At 57.8% G+C, this 22,292-nt stretch carries 16 protein-coding genes; 4 read left to right on the top strand and 12 right to left on the bottom strand.

All coding sequences use genetic code 11. The annotated features are described in order from the left end of the window. Positions 1-45: 45 nt before the first annotated feature. On the top strand, positions 46-1,104 hold the full coding sequence (locus tag ACYZT3_RS09940; RefSeq protein ID WP_282383495.1) for an IS110 family RNA-guided transposase: 1,059 nt from the start codon (positions 46-48) through the stop codon (positions 1,102-1,104). 406 nt (positions 1,105-1,510) lie between these two features. Here ACYZT3_RS09940 and ACYZT3_RS09935 read toward each other — a convergent pair whose 3' ends face one another. Together ACYZT3_RS09935 and ACYZT3_RS09930 are read right to left on the bottom strand one after the other, a co-directional pair. Beyond that, positions 1,511-2,278, bottom strand: a complete 768-nt coding sequence (locus ACYZT3_RS09935) for a CHAD domain-containing protein (protein ID WP_282378596.1) — start codon at positions 2,276-2,278, stop codon at positions 1,511-1,513. A 45-nt stretch (positions 2,279-2,323) separates the two neighbouring features. Further along, positions 2,324-2,602 carry a hypothetical protein gene (locus tag ACYZT3_RS09930; RefSeq protein WP_282378593.1) on the bottom strand — a complete coding sequence of 93 codons (279 nt, stop codon included), beginning with the start codon at positions 2,600-2,602 and terminating at the stop codon, positions 2,324-2,326. A 222-nt stretch (positions 2,603-2,824) separates the two neighbouring features. Between ACYZT3_RS09930 and ACYZT3_RS09925 the strand changes: the two genes are divergently transcribed. Beyond that, positions 2,825-3,865: a patatin-like phospholipase family protein gene (locus tag ACYZT3_RS09925; RefSeq protein WP_282378590.1), complete on the top strand. Its 1,041-nt coding sequence runs from the start codon at positions 2,825-2,827 to the stop codon at positions 3,863-3,865. 338 nt (positions 3,866-4,203) lie between these two features. Here ACYZT3_RS09925 and ACYZT3_RS09920 read toward each other — a convergent pair whose 3' ends face one another. After that, the gene (locus ACYZT3_RS09920; protein WP_462031993.1) at positions 4,204-5,196 is read right to left on the bottom strand and encodes a diaminopimelate epimerase; all 993 of its coding nucleotides are present in this window, start codon (positions 5,194-5,196) and stop codon (positions 4,204-4,206) included. A 353-nt stretch (positions 5,197-5,549) separates the two neighbouring features. Here ACYZT3_RS09920 and ACYZT3_RS09915 point away from each other — a divergent pair, with 353 nt between their 5' ends. Both ACYZT3_RS09915 and ACYZT3_RS09910 read left to right on the top strand, forming a co-directional pair. Next, on the top strand, positions 5,550-5,783 hold the full coding sequence (locus ACYZT3_RS09915) for a hypothetical protein (protein ID WP_282378586.1): 234 nt from the start codon (positions 5,550-5,552) through the stop codon (positions 5,781-5,783). Then, positions 5,780-6,931, top strand: coding sequence for an MFS transporter (locus ACYZT3_RS09910; RefSeq protein WP_462031992.1), 1,152 nt, complete (start codon positions 5,780-5,782; stop codon positions 6,929-6,931). The genes ACYZT3_RS09915 and ACYZT3_RS09910 overlap by 4 nt, the downstream gene beginning before the upstream one ends. A 38-nt stretch (positions 6,932-6,969) precedes the next feature. Here ACYZT3_RS09910 and ACYZT3_RS09905 read toward each other — a convergent pair whose 3' ends face one another. The 9 genes from ACYZT3_RS09905 to ACYZT3_RS09865 form a co-directional block, all read right to left on the bottom strand. After that, positions 6,970-9,393 (bottom strand): TonB-dependent siderophore receptor, encoded by a 2,424-nt coding sequence (locus ACYZT3_RS09905; protein WP_462031991.1) that lies wholly within the window; start codon positions 9,391-9,393, stop codon positions 6,970-6,972. A 97-nt stretch (positions 9,394-9,490) separates the two neighbouring features. Beyond that, on the bottom strand, positions 9,491-10,474 hold the full coding sequence (locus ACYZT3_RS09900; protein ID WP_462031990.1) for a FecR family protein: 984 nt from the start codon (positions 10,472-10,474) through the stop codon (positions 9,491-9,493). Between the two features lie 40 nt (positions 10,475-10,514). Then, positions 10,515-11,015, bottom strand: coding sequence for a sigma-70 family RNA polymerase sigma factor (locus tag ACYZT3_RS09895; RefSeq protein ID WP_462031989.1), 501 nt, complete (start codon positions 11,013-11,015; stop codon positions 10,515-10,517). A gap of 177 nt (positions 11,016-11,192) precedes the next feature. Next, complete coding sequence (locus ACYZT3_RS09890; RefSeq protein ID WP_462031988.1) at positions 11,193-17,705, bottom strand: S8 family serine peptidase; 6,513 nt, start codon at positions 17,703-17,705, stop codon at positions 11,193-11,195. A 31-nt stretch (positions 17,706-17,736) separates the two neighbouring features. Further along, on the bottom strand, positions 17,737-18,243 hold the full coding sequence (locus tag ACYZT3_RS09885) for a DUF5625 family protein (RefSeq protein ID WP_282378573.1): 507 nt from the start codon (positions 18,241-18,243) through the stop codon (positions 17,737-17,739). A gap of 277 nt (positions 18,244-18,520) precedes the next feature. After that, positions 18,521-19,027 carry a DUF5625 family protein gene (locus ACYZT3_RS09880; RefSeq protein ID WP_462031987.1) on the bottom strand — a complete coding sequence of 169 codons (507 nt, stop codon included), beginning with the start codon at positions 19,025-19,027 and terminating at the stop codon, positions 18,521-18,523. Positions 19,028-19,368: 341 nt separating this feature from the next. After that, complete coding sequence (locus ACYZT3_RS09875) at positions 19,369-19,833, bottom strand: DUF5625 family protein (protein WP_462031986.1); 465 nt, start codon at positions 19,831-19,833, stop codon at positions 19,369-19,371. A 547-nt stretch (positions 19,834-20,380) separates the two neighbouring features. Further along, the gene (locus ACYZT3_RS09870; RefSeq protein ID WP_462031985.1) at positions 20,381-20,827 is read right to left on the bottom strand and encodes a hypothetical protein; all 447 of its coding nucleotides are present in this window, start codon (positions 20,825-20,827) and stop codon (positions 20,381-20,383) included. A 27-nt stretch (positions 20,828-20,854) separates the two neighbouring features. Then, positions 20,855-22,270, bottom strand: coding sequence for an HlyD family type I secretion periplasmic adaptor subunit (locus tag ACYZT3_RS09865; RefSeq protein ID WP_282378565.1), 1,416 nt, complete (start codon positions 22,268-22,270; stop codon positions 20,855-20,857). Between the last annotated feature and the right edge of the window lie 22 nt (positions 22,271-22,292).

The following is a 22,292-nucleotide window of genomic DNA, read 5'->3' as shown; positions in this document are numbered from 1 at the left end:
ATGAAAAAGCATACTTCGATTGATCAATCCCTGTCTTCTTCCGATTTGTCGGCCTGCACAACTGTGGCGGTCGATCTGGCCAAGCAGGTCTTTCAGGTCGCCGGTGAAGACGTCTTCGGCCAGGTGCACTACGAGCGACGGATCAAGTCGCGCGAGGCGTTTTATGAGTTTCTCCGCCAGTTGCCGCCTCATGTCGTGGTTCTGATGGAGACCGGTCCGGGTGCTCAAGCCTGGGCCCGGCAGTTGCAAGAGCAAGGCAATCTGGCGCGGATTCTTCCAGCCGGTTTGGTGGCCACCCATCGCAGCGGGCCTAAAAATGATCGCAACGATGCGCTGGCGATTCTGCGGGCTGGTCGCGATGAAAAGATCTACGCAGTGCCGGTCAAAAGCGTTGCGGCGCTGGCAATGCAGGCGTTGCATCGCGCCCGCCAAGGCTATGTGCGTCGACGCACGGCGGTGAGTAATCAGATGCGCGGCCTGCTGCTCGAGCACGGCGTGGCCTTGGCGCAGGGCGATGTTGCGATCAGCCAGAAAATTCCGCGGGTACTGGAAGATGCCACCCAGCCGGTGCCGGGCCTGCTGCGTGAACTGATCGACGAACTGTTGGCCGAGTGGCGCCATTTGGGCGAACGCATCAGCGTGCTGACGGGGCGCCTGGAAGTGGCCGCCAACGCCGACATGACGGCGAAGCGACTGATGACTGTGCGCGGCATCGGCCCAGTCACTGCCACGGCACTGGTGGCCAAGGAAACCAAGCCTGAGCGATTTCCCAATGCCCGCAAGTTTGCCGCGTACTTTGGCATGGTGCCTGACCAGCACAGCAGCGGGCAGACGGTCCGGCTGGGGGACATGACCAAGCGAGGCGATGTTTATTTACGCAGCCTGATGATCCAGGGAGCTCATGCGGTACTGCAACAACTACGACCTGATTCCCAGCAACCCGATGACCGCCGCTTGTTGCGCTGGATGAGCCGACTGGGCCGTAAGGAGGCTGCGGTCAGGTTAGCCAACCGCAACCTGCGAATCGTCTGGGTGCTTCTACAGAATGACCAGACTTATCGTCGCCAGGCTGGTGATGGCCAGCAAGCGACGATGAGCCACTGAGCGACAGAGTTCTGCCACCGAGGTACTAACTGTCCGGCCCTTTGCTGAAAAAAAATTGACCCCAGGTAAGACCGGCGTGGATTGATGCCTTAGCTGCTACTGGCCTTCGAGGCCTGACTGTAATCGGCATACCACGAGCTCTTCCAATTTTGGCCAGAAGCCGAAGACGGTTTCCTCGAATAGGCCTAATACATAGATGCAACGGGGCGGCGGTTTTTCAAAAGCGGGTAGACAGTGGGGGCGAGTCCATACATAGCAGCTGCCGAAGGCTGCGTTCGGCTGCGCAGCAGTCGTAAAACCTGCCAATTCGATTTTACAGCTATCACCGAGATAACCGGATTAGCGACTGCTGCGCAGCCGAACGCAGCCTTCGGCAGCTGCTACATAGCTCTAATATGTGGTGGTTTCAGGATTTGAAACAGGCGGCACTGAGTTTGTCGAGGACGCGGTCGGCGCGGTCTTCGGCCTTGGCCATGGTGGTTGTCCAGATTGCGACGCAGGGCTGCAAATCGGCCTCCTGTTCGGACCGGGCCAGCCATTGCCAGCAATCGTGCCAATCGCCCAAAGCACCCTGGGCCGATTTGAGTCCGGGCAGCGCCGGTTTCGGCAATCGATCAAGCTCGGGATAGGCTTCGATCCCATAGCGCACACGCTTGATCAGCAAGCGCAAACGATGACGATCATGGGCAGGATCGTGCAGGGCCTTATCGAGTTTTTTCCATTGGTTGGCCAGACGTTTTTCGATGCGCTGACGCAAGCCCTTGAGCAAGCCCTGACGCTGGGAGGCCCGCAAAAAACGCGGAAAGGCGTCGAGGATCATCAGCAACTGCGCCACTTCAGGACTTGCCGCCACCGCCGGATAAGCCTTGGCCATTTGCGCCATGCGCCGATGGGCAGCCTCGGGTTGGTCATGCTGGAGCAAGTACGCCGCCAGCACTTCGCGATCGCGCAACGGCGTGGTCAGGTCGCCGACCCGGGACGCCGCCGCTTCCAGCTGTTCGACCCCGGGTAAGCCGCGCAATGGCCGCAGCAGACTGCGCAAACGGCGAACCGTGGTGCGCAGATCGTGCAACGCTTCAGGGTCGGTGCAGGCACTCAAGCGTGCCTGACAGGCCAGCAGACGAACTTCCAGGCCCACGACATGAGCCACCAACCGATCAATCAAGGCAGACATCGCTTGCTCCCTGAATCGAATTCCCCCAATTGCCTACATCATGCCTCAACGGCCCGCGCGTGACTCACGAATATAGAAGCGCGCCTTCTCGGCCTTCTTGGCGCAGCCTTCGAACGCTTCGAATTGCTGCTGGGTCTTGGCGCCGGTCAACAGCGACAGCGCCTTGGAGTAACTGACATTCCCGGCGAAACCTTCAGCCTTGGCCAGGTCCAGCTCATGCCACGCGGCATCGATCCCGTTGGCGCAGCTGTCACGATAAGCGGTTTTGCCGGCGCAACCGGCGAGTGCCAGGGCAATCAATGGCACACAGATCCAGGTTTTCATCACTCACACCTCAAAAATAGGTCAACAGTCGTGCAGTTAAGACGGTCTGGCGCGTGAAAAGTGCCTTGGTCCCACCGCGGAAACTTTAGCGCTCGCGAGAATACCCATCTGCCGCCACGGAGTGTCGAAAAAACGACGCACCCGCCTCACGAAACGACCTTAGCGATTGAAGCGCGCCCCTCGATGGGTGCATTGTTGAACCTTGTCAGACGAGGGCGATTCATGAAAAAGCGTGTCGCACTGGTGCTGGGCTCAGGTGGAGCCCGGGGCTATGCCCATATCGGTGTCATTGAAGAGATCGAGCGGCGTGGCTACGACATCGCCTGCATCGCCGGTTGCTCCATGGGCGCGGTGGTCGGCGGGATTTATGCCGCCGGCAAACTCGACGAATATCGCGACTGGATCGAAAGCCTGGACTACCTCGACGTCTTGCGGCTGGTGGACGTCAGTTTTCGCTTGGGCGCGATTCGCGGGGAGAAGGTTTTCGGGCAGATCCGCAAGATCGTCGGCGAGATCAATATCGAAGACCTGCGCATCCCTTACACGGCGGTGGCGACCGACCTGACCAACCAGCAGGAAATCTGGTTCCAGGAAGGCTGCCTGCATCAGGCCATGCGCGCCTCGGCGGCGATTCCCAGCCTGTTCACCCCGGTAATGCAAGGCAATCGCATGCTGGTGGACGGCGGCATCCTCAACCCTTTACCGATCGTGCCGGTGGTGTCGAGTCATTGCGACCTGATCATCGCGGTCAACCTCAACTCCACCAACCAGCGCCACTATCAATTGCCGGTGATCCAGCGCCCGGCGGCGTTCAAGAGTCGTTTCGACAGTCTGATCAACTCACTCGGTTCAAAATTGCCATTTCGCCGCAAACAGGCGGAACAATTGCTGCTGCTGGAGAAGGAAGCGTTGATGGCAGAAGCGGCCGAGATCAACCCGTGGATCGAATCCGCCGAACCCGAAGCCCAGCAACCGGCAGCCGCCCCAGAACGCGCGGGCGCCCCGAAATCTGCGACAGGCTCGTTCATCATCGACAACGTCGGCCCGGCCTCTTTGCTGGACCTGATCAACCAGAGTTTCGAGGTGATGCAAACCTCATTGGCTCAGTACAAGATCGCCGGTTATCCGCCGGATATCTTGATCAACGTGCCCAAACGGGTGTGCCGGTTTTTCGAGTTCTATAAAGCGCCGGAACTGATCGCGCTGGGGCGGGAGATTGCGCGGGATACGATGGATCGGTATGAGAATGAGCGGGATTCCTGAGATTCTTGAGTGAAGCAACTGGCCTCATTGCGGCATAGGTATCTACACGTCTCTAAAGTCTTCGGCTGGCCCTTACCGGCTGCGAGCGTTTCATTTGTCGATCAGACAGATGGACCAAAAAGTCCCTTGTTTGCTCGGAAAACTTACCCTTTGCCCGCATCAGACGCCCACTTACTGCACACGCCTGACTCGCTCATTTGCAGGCGATCAGCCTTGCTGTGGCGGTGCATATAATTGAGCCGAGACCAATCGTGCATGACCATTGCGTAATCATCGCAGTTATCGCGACAACCCTCGTGGGCCAGCTAGATACCTATGCCGCGATGGGGGTCTCGAACTCACTCCATCAACCGCGCCGTGCCGAACAACCTGACCCGACTCAACTCGCCGTCTTGTTCTTCCAACAAAATCGGCGCCGTACCGCCGGGCATCACCACCTTCACTTCCCCGGCACTGACCCAACCCACCCGCCATGCGGCGCAAGCCACCGCACTGGCGCTGGTGCCCGACGACGCCGTCGGACCTTCTGCGCGTTCAAATACCCGCGCGACGACTCGCCCTTCAGACTCAAGCATCGCCCATTGCAGATTGACGCCAGCAGGACACGGTTCCCCTGCCCCGGTCGGCATGGCGTAAGCGATACGCGTCAGCCCTTTGGACAACCCCGGCTCGCGCATCTGCTCATTGCTCGGCAATGCAGCGACGTTATCTAAAAGTGTCACGCAATGTGGATTGCCGATGCGCACGAACTGGCTTCGAGACCCTGCGGGATCAAGTGATGACAACGCCAGCACATGGCTGACCTCGCGACCGTTCAGCACCTCCTTCGCAACCCCTCGGGCACCCACCGCCGCCGGCCCGAACGACGGTTGCCCGAGATCCAGCCAGAACCCCTGCACGTCATCGACCTGCGCCGGCTTCACCGATGTTTCCACCGGCGAAACAGCATCCGTCTTGTCGTGATGAACCCTGAGCAAACAAGCGTTCTCGCTCGGCAGCAGTCCTTGCTCGCTCAGGGCCTGAGAGAAAATTGTCAGCCCATTGCCGCTGCGCTCAGCCAGGGTACCGTCAGTGTTGACGATCAGCAGATCGAAGGGTGGCGCCGCTTGAAACGGACCGACCAGCAAGCCATCGCAGCGATGGTCCTTGCTGCCGGACGGTTGTGTACCAGGCGCCCAGCCGCAGAACGCCTCGATGGCCGGCAGCGCCCATGCCTCGCGGGTTTGCGCTGCCGGATCGGCCCGCTCAGGTAAATCGATACCCGCACCGCGCGCGGCCTCGGGCGCTACAACCGCGTAGATATTGCCTCGAGCATCGTAAAACGGCGTCATGGATCGGTCCTGAAATCAGCCAGAAAAGAACCTGTACTTTAGGGGCTCCCGGAAGAAGACCGCAACGATCCGGTTATTTAACCCCCCGCTTCTTATCGCAAAACAATTACTGCAACCTGCCAGTTGTGACATCAGACAGCCCATCCAACTGCTGCAAGGCTTTCACTGGTACTCCAGTCGCAACACCCCGAAGAAATGGTATGCGGTACTGGAGGGTACGGCCGGTCAGATCGGACGGGACGGGTTCACCACCATCTGGATGCTGCCGAATTCATCAATCTGCGCGACCATTACGGTACCCAGGGTCTGCGCTTCGATTTTGTCAGAGGCTATGCACCGGAGAACGTTAATCGTTGGATGAACACTTGTTTGGTAATCAGCAGTTTTGTGTCGGCGAAATGTGGAAAGGTCCCAAGGAATATGCCGAGGGTGATCGGGGCTATAACGCCAGCTGGCAGGACGCACTCAAGGATTGGTCCGATCGTTCACGCTGCACCGTGTTCGACTGGGTCGCGACACGCTGTCTGATATGCAAGGATGCTCCTCTGCCATTGTCAGCAACCCGCAACGCCAAGGATTTTTCATGACTGCCCTCAACACACCTGCGCCCGTCATCCCCGGACGCCTGGAGCAAATGTCCACGCGCATCGCCTTTTTCATTGCCGGTTTAGGCATCGCTGCGTGGGCGCCACTGGTGCCCTACGCCAAGGCTCGGGCCGAGCTGGATGAAGGGACGCTCGGTTTGCTGCTGTTGTGCCTGGGGGTGGGGTCGATTCTGGCGATGCCGATGGCGGGGATGCTGGCCACGCGTTTCGGCTGTCGCCGGGTGGTGAGCGCCGGGGTGTTGCTGATCTGTGCGGCCCTGCCGATGTTGGCGACGGTGTCGACGATTCCGGCGTTGATTGTCGCGTTGTTCATGTTCGGCGCGGGCCTTGGCACGGTGGATTCGACGGTGAACCTGCAAGCGGTGATCGTCGAACGGGCCAGCGGCAAGACCATGATGTCGGGCTTTCATGGGCTGTTCAGCCTTGGCGGGATTGTCGGTGCGGCGGGCGTTAGCGCCCTGCTCGGCTTCGGGGTTTCACCGTTGGGGGCAACGCTGGTGGTGATCGTGATGCTGCTGATCGCCCTGTTCAAGGCCGCACCGCACCTATTGCCATACGGCAGCGAAAGTTCGGGGCCGGCGTTTGCCGTTCCCCATGGCATCGTGTTGTTCATCGGCGGGATGTGTTTCATCGTGTTCCTCGCCGAAGGCGCGGCACTCGACTGGAGCGCGGTGTTTCTGGCACAGGAGCGGGGAATCGACACAGCGTATGCGGGGCTGGGTTATGCAGCGTTTGCGTTGACCATGACCGTCGGGCGCTTGACCGGTGATGCGATCGTGCGTCGCCTCGGCGTTACGCGGGTGATTGTGTTTGGTGGTTTGACGGCCGCGGCGGGCCTGTTTGTGGCGACCTTCGCACCGAGTTGGGAAGCGGCGCTGGTAGGTTATGCATTGTTGGGGGTTGGCTGCTCGAACATTGTGCCGGTGCTGTACACCGCGGTGGGCAAACAGACGGTGATGCCCGAAAGCATCGCCGTGCCGGCCATTACCACGCTGGGGTATGCGGGAATTCTTGCGGGGCCTGCGTTGATCGGGTTTATCGCCCATGGCAGCAGTTTGAGTTTTGCCTTTGGGTTGATGGCGGTGTTGCTGGTGGCGGTGGCCATTGGCGGGAAGGTGTTGAAAGTCTGAATTGTGGCGAGGGGGCAAGCCCCCTCGCCACAGGTCTATCAAAACCCGACGCTGGCCTGCACAAAGAACGTGCGCGGTGCGCCGACGTACATCCCCGAGTTGTTGTCGCTCGATCGGGTGAAGTACTGCTTGTCAAAAACGTTCTTCACCCCCGCGCCGACTTTCAGGTTCGACAGCTGTTCGCCGAAGTCATAGCCGCCGCGTACGTTCCAGGTGACGTAACCCGGGATGTCGCCGTACTGGCCGTCCGCGGTACCTTCGGTGATGTAGTTGCCGCTGAAACTGCCATCAGCGTTCACTGCCACGCCCGGTGAGCGCTGCTTGGACTGGGCAAAGGCATCGAGGTTGTAGGTCCAGCGATTGATGTCGTAACGCAGGCCGGCAGTCGCCACCTGACGCGAATAGAACGGCAGGTCACGGCCCTTGAAACCTGGGATCTCGCCTTCATAAACGGCGCGGGTGTAGGTGAAGCCGGCGTTGGCGGTCAGGCCGTCGAGCCGTGGGTCCAGTGCCACCATGTCGTAATGCACCGAGGCTTCAAGGCCCTGGTGCGTGGTCGCGCCGAGGTTGGTCCAGCCCGCATCGTTGCTGATGTACTGCAACTCTTTATCAAAGTCGATGTAGAACAGCGTCACTTCCCCGCCCCACACATCATTGTTGTAGCGCGTGCCGACCTCGTAGGTCTTGGCCTTTTCCGGCTCCAGGCCATTGGCGGTGTTGTCACCCGTGCCACCCTGGCCGAGCTGGAAATACTGCAGGCTGCCGAACGAGGTTTCGTAGTTGGCGAACAGTTTCCAGGCATCGGAGATGTGATACATCACGCTCAGGGCCGGCAGTGACTCGTTGCTTTCAATGCTGCGGTTCTTTTCCAGCACGGGTTTGCCGGCGGTGTCGAGTACCGGGCGGTCATGCCAGTCGGTGCTGATGTGTTCAAAGCGGATGCCGGGGGTGATGGTCCAGTTACCGACGTCGATTTTGTTATCGACGTACACCGAGTTGGCTTCAGTGCCGCCGGTGCGGTCCTGATAGACATGGCCATCCGAGCTCTTGGTCGCGACCGGCTCGTTGTTGACCAGCGCCAGGCGGCTCGCCTCTTCGTGCATGCCTTCCTTGAGGTAGCGATAACCGACACTGACTTCCTGGGTGGTCGGGCCGACATCAAACACACGGGACACCCGCGGTTCAATCCCGAAGGTGTAGTAAGTACGCGGGAACGAGCCGAGGGTTTTCTGATCGCGAGCAGCGATGTTGCTGCCACGGAAGCTGTCGGAATAGTAAGTCAGCACTTCGGCCTGAGTGCGGTCGTCGATCTGCCGTGCCCACTTGAACGAGACGTCCTTGCGGCGTCCGCTGAAGTTGTCGTTGTTGCGATCGGACTGAAACGGATCGGCGTCGAACTGCGCCTGGGTCAGGCCGCCGGGCATGTCGGCGCTGGCGTCGTAGTAGTGAAAATTGAGGCTGAAATCGTCCACATCGGTGGGTGCCCAGTGGGTCTTGAGGATCACGTCTTCGATGTCGTTGCCGTTGTTGCGCTCACGGTAACCGTTGCCGTTCACGCCCGAGTACAACAGCGCCATACCGATGCCGTTGTCTGCGGTGCCGCCAAGAAACGCCGTATCGATGTGCTTCCAGCCACCGTGCTGGGAGGTTTCCAGGGTGGAGCCGATTTCACCGGTGGCTTTTTCCGGAATCGCGCGAGTGACGAAGTTGATCACGCCACCGACGTTCTGCGGCCCGTAACGCACGGAACCGGCGCCGCGAACCACGTCGATGCTGTCGAGGTTGCCGGAGGAAATCGGTGCCATGGACAACTGCGGCTGGCCGTACGGGGCGAAGGCTGCCGGCACGCCGTCAATCAACACAGTGGAGCGTGGCGACAGGCGTGAAGTCAGGCCACGCACGCCGACGTTCAGGGAAATGTCGCTGCCGCCGGTGCCATTGGCCTCTTGCACTTGCACACCGGGCACGCGCTTCAACACGTCGCCGACGTTCATCGCGCCCTGCTCGACCATCGCCTCGCGGCGAATCACCGTACGCGCGCCGGGGTGGTTCTGCACCACGGCGGCATCGGCGTCACCCAGCCAGTCGCCGACCACTTTGATGTCGGTCACGCCCAGTTCCAGCGGGCCGTTCGCAGCAGAAGGCGGTGCTGGCATCAACGTGACCGAACCTTCATCGATCTGGTATTGCAGACCGCTGCCTTGCAGCAGCTGGCGCAACGCGTCTTCTGGCGAGAGGTTACCGTCCACCGCAGGGGCCCGTTTGCCGGCGACCAGCTCAGGGCTGAAGAACACCTGCAGCGAGGTTTGCTGGCCCAGTTGACTCAGGGCCTGACCCAGGGGTTGCGCCGGGATGTGAATCGCGTCGGCGGCAAAGACCTGGGGCAGCGCCGTGCAGACGGCCAGGGCGAGAGCGAGGTGCAACCAAGAAGATCTGTTGTTTTTAGCGGTGGATTTTTTCACGTCGAACGTAGTCCTGTGGATCGCAAGAGTGTGCGCTTGTTAATGCAAACCAGTTGCAGCTGGACAAGAAGACGATGAACTCGAAAAAAACCTGAATCTATTTTGAAATTATTTCCTGACTGCCGTCATCGAGGGTGCGCACGGCTACCGGCAGAATGCTCGGCAAGGCCTTGAGCAACGCGTCGGTGTTGTCGGATTTGAACACGCTGGTCAGGCGCAGATTGCCCACGTTGTCGTTGCCGACGGTGAGCGGTTTCTCCCGATAGCGCGAGACTTCCTCGGCGACGTCGCTAAGTCTGGCGTTGTTGAACACCAGTTTGCCGCTGCGCCAGGCGGTCAGCTCGGCAGGATTGACCGCGTAGGCGGCCGCGACGTTGCCTTGTGCATCGATGTGCGTGCCGAGGCCGGCAGTCAGGCTGATGAAATCGCTGTCCAGCGCTGTACGGCCCTGAACCTTGACGGTGCCCTGCTCCACCGCGACCCGGGTTTGGGCGGTGTCACGGCGCACATCAAAACGGGTGCCGGTGACCGTGACCTTGCTGCTGCCCGCCTCGACCACGAAGGGCCGCCGGGTGTCGTGCTCGACGCTGAACATCGCTTCGCCCTGGATCAGCTCGATGCTGCGACGGTCGTTTTCATAGCGCACCTGAACGCGGCTGCGGCTGTTCAGGTCGATCACCGAACCGTCCGGCAACGCCACATGACGTCGCTCACCCAGCGCAGTGGAAAATTCGGCGGTGTAGATCGTCGGAGGATTCAAGCCGCTGAACAGCCCCAAACCGAGCGCGACGGCCAACACACCGGCGGCCACCGCATAACGCATCAGCGGGCGGCGCTTGCTGCGCGCCGGCACGGTTTCACACAAGGCTTGCAGACGCGCCGCCGGCAGCAAATCAGCCGCCGTCCACACGCCCTGCAATAACTGGAATTCGTCGCGATGCTGAGGGTGTTCGTCCAGCCAGGCTTCGAAATGCCGAGACTCTTCGACATTCATCGCAGGTTCCTGCAAACGCACAAACCAGCACGCCGCAGCGTCGCGAACCGTTGTTTGCCCGCACGCACAATCACGAGTATCCATCATGGAAGTTCCTGTTTGGCTGGGGAGGAGAAGGCACGGCCGATCATGACTGCAGTCCGTCAAGGCGGTCACGCAGATGCCGCAGCGTGCGGATCATGTACTTTTCCACCATGTTCTTGGACAGCCCCAGGCGGTCGGCGATTTCGGCCTGAGTCAGGCCTTCGATCTTCTGCCAGACAAACACTTTGCGGCAATTGATCGGCAGCTCGGTGAGCGCCCGTTCGATGGAGTCCGCCAACTGGATCGCATGCATGAAATGCTCCGGGTCGCCGGACGACGACACACTGTGATCGATCGCCTCCGACGCCATCGCGCCCCGCCGATCCTCACGCCGATAACCATCCACCGCGATGTTGCGTGCGGTCTGGTGCAAATACGCCCGAGGTTGTTCCACCGTCGCCGAATCGGACTCAAGCACCCTCACAAAGGTGTCGTGGGCCAGGTCCTCGGCCTGCTGACGATTTCTCAGGCGACGGGTCCAGGTCCCGACCAACTCTTCGTAGTGCTCGAAAAAGCCGTGTCTGGGGGGCAGCTTGGGGGTCATTGCGGTGTGCTGTGGGGATAAGGCGTGAATAGTAATGCTTCCTATTAACTGGAAGCAATGAATTCCAATGCCTGGGGTACCGGCGGCGAATCATGAGGCCATGACCGGTCTCGAACGAGACGGTCGAAGGCCCGCGATAACCATCGCGGGCCGTGTTACCGAGTCAACGTGTGGTGGTTACATCCAGTTGGCCGCCAGCACAGGCTGCAATACCTGTTGCTCGGCAGCACCGAAGGTCATGGTCGCCGGTGCCGCCGGCGCGAACGCCGCCATGGCCTGGACCAGGTGTTCGACATCATTGCCCATCAACCGATGGCGGTCTCCGGTCATGATGTCGCGTGGACGCTCAGGGGTACTGGCATACCAGTTATGCAGCGTGACCTCCTGCTTGCTGCCAATGACCGAGATCTGCAGGTCCTGCCCTTCGTGCTGGAACCACAGACGATCGGGACTGATGTCTTTGCCGAACACCAACTCTCCCATCCCGCCGCTGAACTCAATGTCGTTGACTCCGTGCCCGACTTCCACTGTCGGCATGTTGCCGCTGACCAGCACCTTGTTATTGCCATCCCCCAGTTTCACCGTGGTGAAAGAGCCGGAGTCGGTAATGGTGTTATTGCCATGGCCGACGGTGAGTTTGTTGACGTCACCTGTCACAACGTTATTGCCGTTGCCCAGGGTGATATCTCCCCGGCGGCCCGTCACGTTCACCTTGTTGTCACCGTTGCCGGCAACCACTTTGGCATTCGAGGCCTCGACGTTGATGGTCTTGCTCTCGTCACCCAGCGTGACATCGGCGAAGAAGCCTTTGACCGTCATGACGTTGGGGTCGGTGGCGGGCGGCAGAGGGTCCGCTGTCGAAGGTGTTGAACCGCCACGGATTCTGTCTCGAATTGATGCAAACGTGGTGTCTGCCGTTGATGCGGCCCCGCCGAACGTGTCATCAAACTTCAGCCGAGGATCTTGCGCACCGATGACGTCAGGAACGGTTACCGGTCGACGAGTCGGGAGATCAAGGTCTCGATGAGCGATATCGACCGTCGGGATATCCGGGATGACAATCGGCCGTGGGCTCGGAATATCAATCGGCGTGCGCCCAGCCACATCACGTCCGACCGGGCCGATGTCTGGCACTTTCGACGGTTCCAGCGAACCGACACCGCGCTCGGCGAGAATCTGCTCGATGGTTTTGCGTTCAGGGACCGTCGTCGCACCGCGATTCGCATCACGCTCGGCAAGGATCTGCTCAACAGTTTTACGCTCCGGCACTTTCGGGTTCAGGTCGACACCGCGTTCTGCCAGGATCTGCTCGATCGTCTTGGTCTCCGGCAACTTGAAGACCGGAATCGTGACTGACGGTCGCAGGACCGGGTCGGGAACGACAATGGTCGGATGCAGATCAATCGGCGGCAGCGGTCCGACCACCACAGGTTTGTCGATGCCAGGGCGATCGATAATCGGCGTCAATGTACCCGGCACGGTGATCGTTGGCGGCACGACCACTGGCGGCACCGGTCCGACCGGCGTCACCACAGCCGGCGCATGATCGGCAAAAAGGAAGTCCGAAGCGCTGACCTGTGCCACATCCAGCGCATCCAGATACAACAGCTTGGTGTTCGAATCGCTGCGCGTCACGTACACACCATGAATCTGCGTCAGGCCATTGAAGGTGGCGCGGTTCTGGTGTTCGACGGTCAACTGGCTGAAATCGGTGACGCCGGTCTGGCGCAGGTCGATCTTGTCGACGCCATGCCGGAACCCGCGCAAGGCGTTGCTGTAATCCTTGGCGCCGGGTTGAGCCGACACCACAAACACATCCGACGTTGCGCTGTCATGGCTGTAGATCGTGCCGTTCAGCGAGGCCACGGTTTTGCCCTGAGCGTCGCTGCTGTACATCACGCCTTTACCGCCACCGTTGAGCACCACGGTGCCCAGGCCTTCTTGCGGCTTGACCGCCGAAGCATCGCTGTTGACGTAAGCCGTCGGCGCCACAAAGCTGTCCTGGAACTTGAAGTTCGCTGCGGTGATGCCAGCGAGTGCCAGATTTTTCAGGACGATGCTCTGGCCCTTGCCCAGATCAACCTTGACGTCCGCCCCCTGCTGCGTCAGCTGCAGATCGGCGAATTTCTTTCCGGCAAACCCCACCAGATCGACGATTTCGCCACGGGCAGCTTCGAAGTTGCTGATGGTATCGCTGCCCGCGTCACGGCGATGGACCACAAAAAAGTCCTTGCCCGCACCGCCCGTCAACGTGTTGTTGCCACGCCCGCCGTCGAGCAAGGCATCGGCCTTGCCGGCCACCAGCGTGTCGTTGCCATCGCCGGTGACAATGTTCTGAATGCCCGACGGATTTTTCACCGTCAACGCCGCGCCGCCGATGCTGGCGACACCGGTCAGCAGGTTGACCGAGGTGTCCCCCGAAACAGCCGCCGCATTAAGGGTATTACGCCCGCCCGCCACGCCATTGACCGCGTCATCCAGCACCGCACGGTTGGCCTGCCCGACCACCGATTTGAGGTATTCGTCGGTGTAGAAATAGGTGTCGTCCGAGGTGGTCTTGCTGCCGTACAAACGCAGCGACCAAGTGTTGAGTGTGACCGGCAGACCGGAAGCCGAATCGGTCACCTGCAACGTCCAGTTACCCGCCGAGCGCTCACCGAAGTCATGGGTCGACATGAAGGTGTACTTGAACGACCCGGACTGCGTGCTGCCGACGTCGGTTGCACTCGCGCCCGGCATGCCATCCGGGACTTTGCCCTGACGGTTGAGCAGGATGCTCTGCGTGCCATCGGGAGAAATCAGCTTGAGCGTCAGATCGCCAAGACGGCCAACCTGAGCGTCGAAATCGATCTCGACGTGTTCGACATTCAGACCGGCATTCATCGCGATGGACGACGTCAGCGTCGCACCCGCCGCCAACGGTTTCCCGAGGGCACCGCTGGAAGCTCTATAGACGTATTCGTTGGCGCCGGTGCTTTGGGTCATCCAGGCTTCGGACAACCGAACGGCGGCGCGCGCATCGACTTCACCAAAGCCATAGTCGTTGCTGGTGTGCATACCGCCACCGTTCCAGCCGTGGGCGGCGTTATCGCTCCATTGGGTGGACGGGTCGTTGATCTTGCGCGCCGACAGCGCCAGGATTTGCTGCACATCGCGATAACCCAGGTTCGGGTTGGCTTCCAGCATCAGCGCGACGATACCGGAAACGATCGGCGCGGCAAAACTGGTGCCTTGCATGCTGGTGTAGTCGTTGCCGAAGGTGGAACCGCGTTCGGTTTCCAGCATGTGGCTGGTGGACACGACATTGCTGCCCGGCGCCGAGACCAGAAGGCTCGCGCCCGGGTTGGAGAACGGTGAAGAGCCGATCTGCAAGGTCGACAAATCGCCCTGTGCGTTGATCGCGCCGACTTCCACCGAAAAGCGATTGTTGTTGGTTAGCGACCCCTGGGCATTGCCGCCGGTTGCACGGCTATTGCCGCCCGCTGCGACGATGATCGTACCCAATCCGCCACGGCCGTTACTCGCCGCGTACTGCGCATTCATGCTCAGGGCCGTGGCGGTTGTGAACGTGCCGTCCTGAAAACTGCTGAGGGCGAAGTCATTGGTGAAACCCCAGCTGTTGTTGGCAATGTCAAAACTGACCATATGCCCCAGCCCCGCCAAGTCATCGCCCTTACCGGCCAGGTAGTAACCGCCCAGCGTCGCGCCGTAGGCGACGCCCACGCCGCCGATGCCATTCTTGGCCCCGACCATGACACCCGCCACCATCGTCGCGTGGTTGGACACCAGACCCGGCAAGGTGCCATTGGTCTGCTGCGTTTGCAGCCAGGCCTTGTCGACATTCGGCGCAAGGTCGGGGTGGGCGATATCAAAGATTTCCGGCGCGGTGGCGAACTGGCCACCCGGCTCGAACTGACCGATGCGTACGCCCTTGCCGGTGTAGTCCTTCCAGACCGGCAGCACGTTGGTATCGCTCAAGTACCATTCCTGAGCCGCCAGCGGATCAAGCGGCACTTCCGGCGTCAGCAACGTGACACCGGCCCGCATCGGTGCGGTCTGCCCGCTACTGAGGTCCACCACCGACGCCGAAAGATTGCCGGATGCATCGGCCACACCGTATTTGAAGCTGATCAGACCGGTGTAACGCGCATCCGGGGTAAACAGCACATCGCCCTGGGCGGTGAGACTGACCGAGCCGCCGACCGCGTCACCCACGTTGGCAATATGCAGCGCGCCCTGACTATTGAGGCGCTGATCGTTGGCCAACAGGCTGTCGGCGCTGATCATATGCACCTGCGTGCGATCGAAGGCCTTGCCAGCCTTGTCGAGCGTGAGCACATCCGCCACTGGCATCGCGTTCGGGGTCAGCAGATCTACAGCCGAAATGTCCGAGAAGTTGAGCTTCTGGATGTTGGTCAGCGTGACCGTGCCATCACGCCCGGCGACCTTGTCGGCCACTTCATAACCGGTCGCGGTGCGAGTGATCCGGTAGTCGCCATGGTTGCCGTGCAGCGTCACCAGGTTGATCCCGCCGTCACCGTCGATGGTCGCGTTGCCGTGGCCGACTTCGATGATGTCGTTGCCGGCACCGCCGTAAATTTTATCGGCACCGCCACCCGCATGGATGATGCTGCCGGCTTCGGAGGCGTAAATGGTGTCGCCCTGTGGCCCGGCATAAATCACCGCTTTGCCACTGCCGCCGATGATGGTGTTGTGGCCAGTGCCGCCGACCAATACGTCGTTGCCTGACCCGCCCACCAGGGTCGAATTGCCGGAGCCGCCCTTGATGAAGGCACTGCCGGTGCCGCCGCTCATGATCGTGTCGTTGCCGCCACCCCCTTCGGCGATGGTCAGACCGGCGCGGGCCATGTTCAGCACCACCCCTTTGTCACCGACGATGATCGCCGTGTCATGACCGCCATTGCCGTGGATGTTCACCGGATTGTCCGAGGCACTGATGACAAATACGTCATCGCCCACGCCGCCGTTATAGGTGTTGCTGCCCGCACCGCCCACCAGCCAACCGCCAGCAGGCGCCGCGATCAAGGTGTCGTCGCCGCTGCCGCCATACAAATTGTTCACGCCCAGTTTTGCCGCATCCAGGGTTTCACCCATGGTGCTCTGGCTGGCATACGCGCTAGTGGTTCTGCTGTTGATGCCACTGGTGGTCGAAGTCACTCGCGTACCGGTGCCCTGACTGGTCAGGGTATTGCTGACCGGATCGCCAAGGAAATCCACCGCCAGCGCTTCCTGGCTTTTGCCATTGATGGTGAACGAACCGGTGGCGAGCACCCGGTTGCCGTCACGCATTTCAGCTTGAGTAGACGTCGCCGCGCGCACGTTGATCTGGGTGATGCCCAACTCGGTCAGCGTCTTGAGCTCACCAGCATCGACTTTCGCGTCATGCGTACCGTCAACCCAGACCCGCAACTTGCTCCAGATCGGATCGCGTTGATCGATCACGCCATCCTTGTTCGCGTCTTCACTGGCCAATGCCGCGAAACCGTCCTTGAACCGCGTCTCGCCAGCAGCGCCGTTGACGCCAGCCTTGCCACCGTAATACTCGGAGAACATCTGGCTGACGTCTTTGATCTGGCCACTGCCATCGTCGATCACCAGCATGCCGGTGCTGCGATCCGCCCAGCCGCTGCGCTTGACCGTACCGCTGTGGTCGGTATCAAACAGCACACCGTCGCGGATGTCGGTCATGTGCACGCCATTGCCGGTCAGATCCAGCAACAGCGGGTCAACGTAAGTGTTGAACGTCGACATCGCCGACAAACCGTTCAGGGTCACGGCATTGCGCAGACTGAAATCCGGTTTGGTACTGTTTGGGGCTTGGTAGAAATTCGACAGATAGGTATTGGGCCGAGCGTTGGGATCGAGTTGCATTTCACCCGGACGAATACCGCCCGAGGCCAGGCTGGCCATTTGGGTGGAGGTGAAATCGGTTTTGTTGAGAATCCCGCCGACGGCGAAGATGTTGTGCGTTGCGGCGTTTTGGATGAAGCCGTTGGCGACGTCTTGCTGGGCTTTGCTTTCGCCCTGGATGTGTTGTTGGGGTTGGGGGGATGGGTTGATGTCGATGTTGATCAGGTTGGATGTATGAGTGGCCGTAGAAATGTCACCCACGCCAAGCCACAAGCATTGCTGGCCATCTTTTGCTTCATAGTACTCACCATGCCGTGTTAAATCGTCACGAATGATTTGGGCGCCATAAGTATGCAGTAAATCATTTACATGACTAACGTTATCAGCAGGAAAAAAAGCACCTTCGAATCCCTTACCGTTATAACCGACGGTCTTCAAAGACGCGTATACAAAATCCACACAGCTATTAGTAAGTAGCCTGTAGCGCGTATTATCAAACCCGCCTGATTGGGGGTCTTCCGAGAAATTTTTTAGTTTATTAAATTGATCTTCAGTCAATACAACACTTACTTCATACACTGTCTCCTTGTACCCAGCATCATCATAATTACCCACCTGCCCTAGACCACGCATCTCGCCGTAAACGGATTCGAAGCCGTAACTTTTCCTATTTCCTGCACCATCACTCAAGGAATACCACATATGTCCGCCAGACGAAGCATGCGTATCGCCCGCTTTGTGATCGCCTTTATTTTGTTGGTAAACGTACTCCGCGTCCGTCTTTGCAACCTTATAAATGACACTATACTTCTTTTCCAATGTGACGATCCTTCACCAACTTAAAATTGCTTCAATGCTTTGGATTATAGTAAGAAAAACTCACAAACCCCTCTATACTCCGAAACGCATCCAGCTTATCAAGCGTATTAACCTCAACAAAATAACTTCCAGGCACCAGCTCTAGTATTTTAATTAATCGAACTGCTGCATTTACATATCGCCCCTCATAATCAATTCCCTGCCCCCATTGCACACCTGCTGTCACTAATACCTCATCAAAGTAAACCTGACCATCTTTCAAGATCCGAAGATGTATGGGAATAGCTACACCTTCATTATCTAAATCACCCCACACCTCAATTTGTTTATTTATTTCGGTTAAACCATGCCCCTTGGCAAACAGCAAAGCAATTCTGTAGTCTCCGGATTTCCTTACCATAAACTGCGTACTCGCGGACTGGTTAGCCTGGGAGACATCCAAAGGCTTTACTATTGACACAGGTGCTGAACAGGCTGCCAACAAAAACCACACAGCACTTACAACGCCATTGCGTAAAGCATTCATCATTCCACACATAAAAACTCCGTTTTCGACACTAAAAACAAATACATTAAAAAAGCCATGTTAGTGCAAGGGGTTATAGTAACAAACCTCTACGAAGCCTTCGATATTCAGGAACGCTCCAAATCATCAAGAGTGCTGACTTCAACCGACTAACTTCCAGGCAAAACTCCCACTAAAGGGGAGCACTAAAGAGGACAGATTTATTTTCTGAAGCCAGAACCATTCAGAAAAATAAATCTGTCCCCTTTCTCCTGTTGTCCCCTTTCTCCTCCTTACTAACAAAAATGCTTCAATGCTTTGGCTTATAATAAGCAAACTCTATATAAATTTCGACTCCACGAAACGCCTCTACATCTTCGAGGGTGTTGACCTGAACGGAATAAGCTCCAGCAGGTAACTCGTAAGTCTTGATGAGTCTGACCGCTGTATTCAACGTTTTACCTTGATACTCAAAGTCCTGCCCCCAAAACACCCCATTGGTACTAATGTTTTCGTCAGAAAAAATCTTTCTATCTTTAAAAATTCTAACGTGCACGGGTATTGAAATGCCTTTTCCGCCACTTTCGCCCCATATCTCACTTTGCCTGTTCATTTCCACCAAGTTCTTACCTCGAACAAACAACAATGCAAATCTGTACTCACCCACCCTCTTGACCACGAAATCCATAGATACCTGTTGATTGTCTCGAGAGACGTCCATAGGTTTAACTATCCATAGAGGATCTGAACAGGCCACTAACAACACACAAAGCAGAGCAATAGCCCCTTTGCGCAATATATTTATAACTCCATGCACAACCAACTCCTTTTTTTAGATTGCCAACAACATAAGACCACTAAAGGACCGGCTAAAAGAAAAGCGGGGACGAAAAGCGGGGACAGACCACGATTAAATCGATGGCTTACAGCTGCGCAGTTTAAAAAACGTGGTCTGTCCCCGTTTATGTGTCCGCCAGACGAAGCATGCGTATCGCCCGCTTTGTAATCGCCTTTATTTTGTTGATAAACGTACTCCGCATCCGTCTTTGCAACCTTATAAGTCACACTGTACTTCTTATCCACTCTGACGCTCCCTGATCAACTTAAAAAAATCGCTTCAATGCTTTGGGCTGTAATAAGTAACTTTCACAAACCCCTCTATACCCCGAACGCTTCCCGATCCTTAAGAGTACTAACTTCGACGGTACAACTTCCAGGCACCAACTCTAAAACCTCAATCAACCGAATTGCTGCATTAACATACCGCCCCTCATACTCAATCCCCTGCCCCCACTGCACACCTGTTGTCACCAATTCCTCATCAAAGTAAACCTGTTCATCTTTCAAGACCCGAAGGTGTATGGGAATAGCTACACCTTCATGATTAAGATCACCCCATATTTTAATTTGCTTATTTATTTCAGCCAAACCATTTCCCTTCGCAAATAGCAAAGCGAATCTGTAATCGCCGGACTTGTTAACCACAAACTGCGCACTGGCGGACTGGTTAGCCCGAGAGACATCCAAGGGTTTTACTATTGATATAGGTGCTGAACAGGCTACCAACAAAACACACATGCCACCTATAACCCAATTGCGCAGGACACTTATCACTCTATGCATGACTAACTCCACTTTTTTATCCTCAACAAACGCCACTTAAATCTTACCAACCCACAGACAATTTTTATTCAACCAAAACCTTATCGAGACCACTAAAGTGGACAGATTTATTTCCTGAAGCCAGAACCACTCTGAAAAATAAATCCGCCCCCTTTATCCAACGCCTAGTTCCATTCATCTTGAATTAGCCGACAGACAACCAAGACAACACCCTGTAAAAAACCCAAATAATTAAAAATTCAACAGCACATATAAACGAGCAAAACAAACGATCAAAACTTCCTCCCTACCCGACAAATACAACCCAATAAAAATATTCACACAAATCAACGCCCTCCAATCAGGATAAAGGTCACCAAAGAACGTACCGGGCATTTTCACGACGAATTTGAGCAGTAAAAATACGCAGACGCCGGAAAAAACCGCCATCAAAAAATACTTGCTGTAAAAAGCGCGCTGCTCCTGCCTTAAAACTCCATTCCTACTTCCTGTATTGACTCTGATTGGCCGACAGTCGCTTTACTGCGCACAACACACCACTCGTTCTTCAACGATAAGCCGCAAACCTGACCTGCACGTTCCCCGAGGCATCCGTCCCGCGAAGATCTACCTTGCGGCTAAATACCCGCGCTTCCCCAATCGCAACATCAATTCGCACATCGTCATCAGATTCCCACTGCACGTTGGGCGAGAGCGCGTGATCAAAAAAGCTGCCGCACTCACTCGAATAAACCTGGTAGTTATCGTTCTTAACCACGTCATTTACATCCAACAGGCGGTTAAATACGACCACCGCGTCAGAACAGAATGGAGCTACCCCGCCTCCCGAGCGGGAGACATGGGCGGCGCTGTACTGTCCAGTCGGTGAGGGATAAACCTGGATAGTCACCTCTTCATCGGGATCAAAGGTCACGCCCAGTAAGGTGATGACGCCATACTTCAACACGGTAAGAAAACCGATCGCCGCCAATACAAACTTCAATAACCGCATCACTCGCACGCTCCTCCTTTGCAGCAACATTCAACGCTCTCGCAAACTCTCATCCATATGCTGCTGCAACGGACTCAAGAAGTACTCGATCACCCGACGCTGATCCGTCTTCACTTCCGCCGTCACCGACATCCCCGGCGACAGCGCCACTCGCTGACCATTGACCATCAAGTGATCGGACTTCAGGCGAATGCGGCTGCTGTAGATCAACCCGCGTTTTTCATCTTCGATGGCGTCGTTCGAGACGCTGAGCACTTCGCCGGCGACGGTGCCGTATTTGGTGAAGGTGAAGGTTTCTACTTTGACCGTGACCGGTTGGCCGGCGCGGACGAAGCCGACGTCCTTGTTTTCCAGCATCGCTTCCACTTCGACCGGCTGATCCGCCGGGACGATGACCATCAACGGCTGGGCCGGTGTGACCACGCCGCCGACGGTGTGGATGGCCAATTGTTGGACGGTGCCGTCCACCGGGGCTTTGAGGCTGGTCAGGGTTTCCTGGTAGCGGGCCTTGGCCAGTTCCTGAACCAGGCTCGCGGCTTTTTGGTTGGCCTCTTGTTGCAGGTCGAGCATGGCGCGGCGATTCTGCGCAACGACGCCTTCGCGTCGACGCCGCGCCTCACCCTGGGCGGCAGTGGATTGCAGCACGCTGGCTTGCTGCACACTCAATTGACGTTGCAAGTCGAGTCGGGCCTGTTCCTTTTCCAGGTATTCATGACGCGCCACGTACTGTTGCGCCAACAGCCGCTGGTAGTCCTCGGCCAGTTGCGTGGCGATCGGCACGGTTTGTCGCAGGCTGGCCACCTGGGCCTGGGCAGACTGGATTTCGGCGCTGCGCTGAAGGATTTCCGCGTCTACCAACTCAAGGTTACTGCGGTATTCCTGATACTGCCCTTGCAGCCAACGCTGGGCGCTGAGCACCTGCTCTGGGTTGGCGTTGGCAATCGCTCCGATCAGCGATGCCGGTGGCTTTTGCTGATTGATCGCATCGAGCATCGCTGCACTGCGGGCACTGTCGATACGTGCTGCCAGCAGGTCACTCTGAATCCGTCTGACATCGGCGTCCGCTGCCGTCGGGTCGAGCTCGACCAGCAACTCGCCGACTTTCACGGCCTGACCATCACTGACATGGATCGCCCTGACCACCGCCGTTTCGCTGGATTGAATCAGCTTGGTTTTGCCATTCGGAACGATCTTGCCCGGCGCGACCGCCACCACTTCGATCTTGCCGATGCAGGCCCACAGCAGCGCCAACACGGCGAACCCCATGATGCTCCAGACAAAGATTCTCGGTGCCGGATGCACGGGGGTGTCCTGCAACTCCAGCGCGGCGGGAAGAAACTGCGCTTCATGTGGCAGGCGCTGCACGCTGTCCATCTGTTTGCGCTGGCGCCAGGAGTCTCGCCAGGCGTGGCGGTAACGCTGCAATAACGAAGGCGTTGCGCTCATGGGAAATCGGTCCTTGAATCCG

The organism is Pseudomonas sp. MDT1-16, from assembly GCF_054898115.1.
Note: the sequence above shows the minus strand (reverse complement) of the source record. Positions and strands in the feature narration are given on the sequence as shown.

Bases quoted from the DNA above. Each gene is read 5' to 3' on its own strand.
- ACYZT3_RS09935 (WP_282378596.1), bottom strand. From the start codon at position 2,278: ATGTCTGCCTTGATTGATCGGTTGGTGGCTCATGTCGTGGGCCTGGAA.
- ACYZT3_RS09930 (WP_282378593.1), bottom strand. From the start codon at position 2,602: ATGAAAACCTGGATCTGTGTGCCATTGATTGCCCTGGCACTCGCCGGT.
- ACYZT3_RS09925 (WP_282378590.1), top strand. From the start codon at position 2,825: ATGAAAAAGCGTGTCGCACTGGTGCTGGGCTCAGGTGGAGCCCGGGGC.
- ACYZT3_RS09920 (WP_462031993.1), bottom strand. From the start codon at position 5,196: ATGACGCCGTTTTACGATGCTCGAGGCAATATCTACGCGGTTGTAGCG.
- ACYZT3_RS09910 (WP_462031992.1), top strand. From the start codon at position 5,780: ATGACTGCCCTCAACACACCTGCGCCCGTCATCCCCGGACGCCTGGAG.
- ACYZT3_RS09900 (WP_462031990.1), bottom strand. From the start codon at position 10,474: ATGATGGATACTCGTGATTGTGCGTGCGGGCAAACAACGGTTCGCGAC.
- ACYZT3_RS09895 (WP_462031989.1), bottom strand. From the start codon at position 11,015: ATGACCCCCAAGCTGCCCCCCAGACACGGCTTTTTCGAGCACTACGAA.
- ACYZT3_RS09885 (WP_282378573.1), bottom strand. From the start codon at position 18,243: ATGTGTGGAATGATGAATGCTTTACGCAATGGCGTTGTAAGTGCTGTG.
- ACYZT3_RS09875 (WP_462031986.1), bottom strand. From the start codon at position 19,833: ATGCATAGAGTGATAAGTGTCCTGCGCAATTGGGTTATAGGTGGCATG.
- ACYZT3_RS09865 (WP_282378565.1), bottom strand. From the start codon at position 22,270: ATGAGCGCAACGCCTTCGTTATTGCAGCGTTACCGCCACGCCTGGCGA.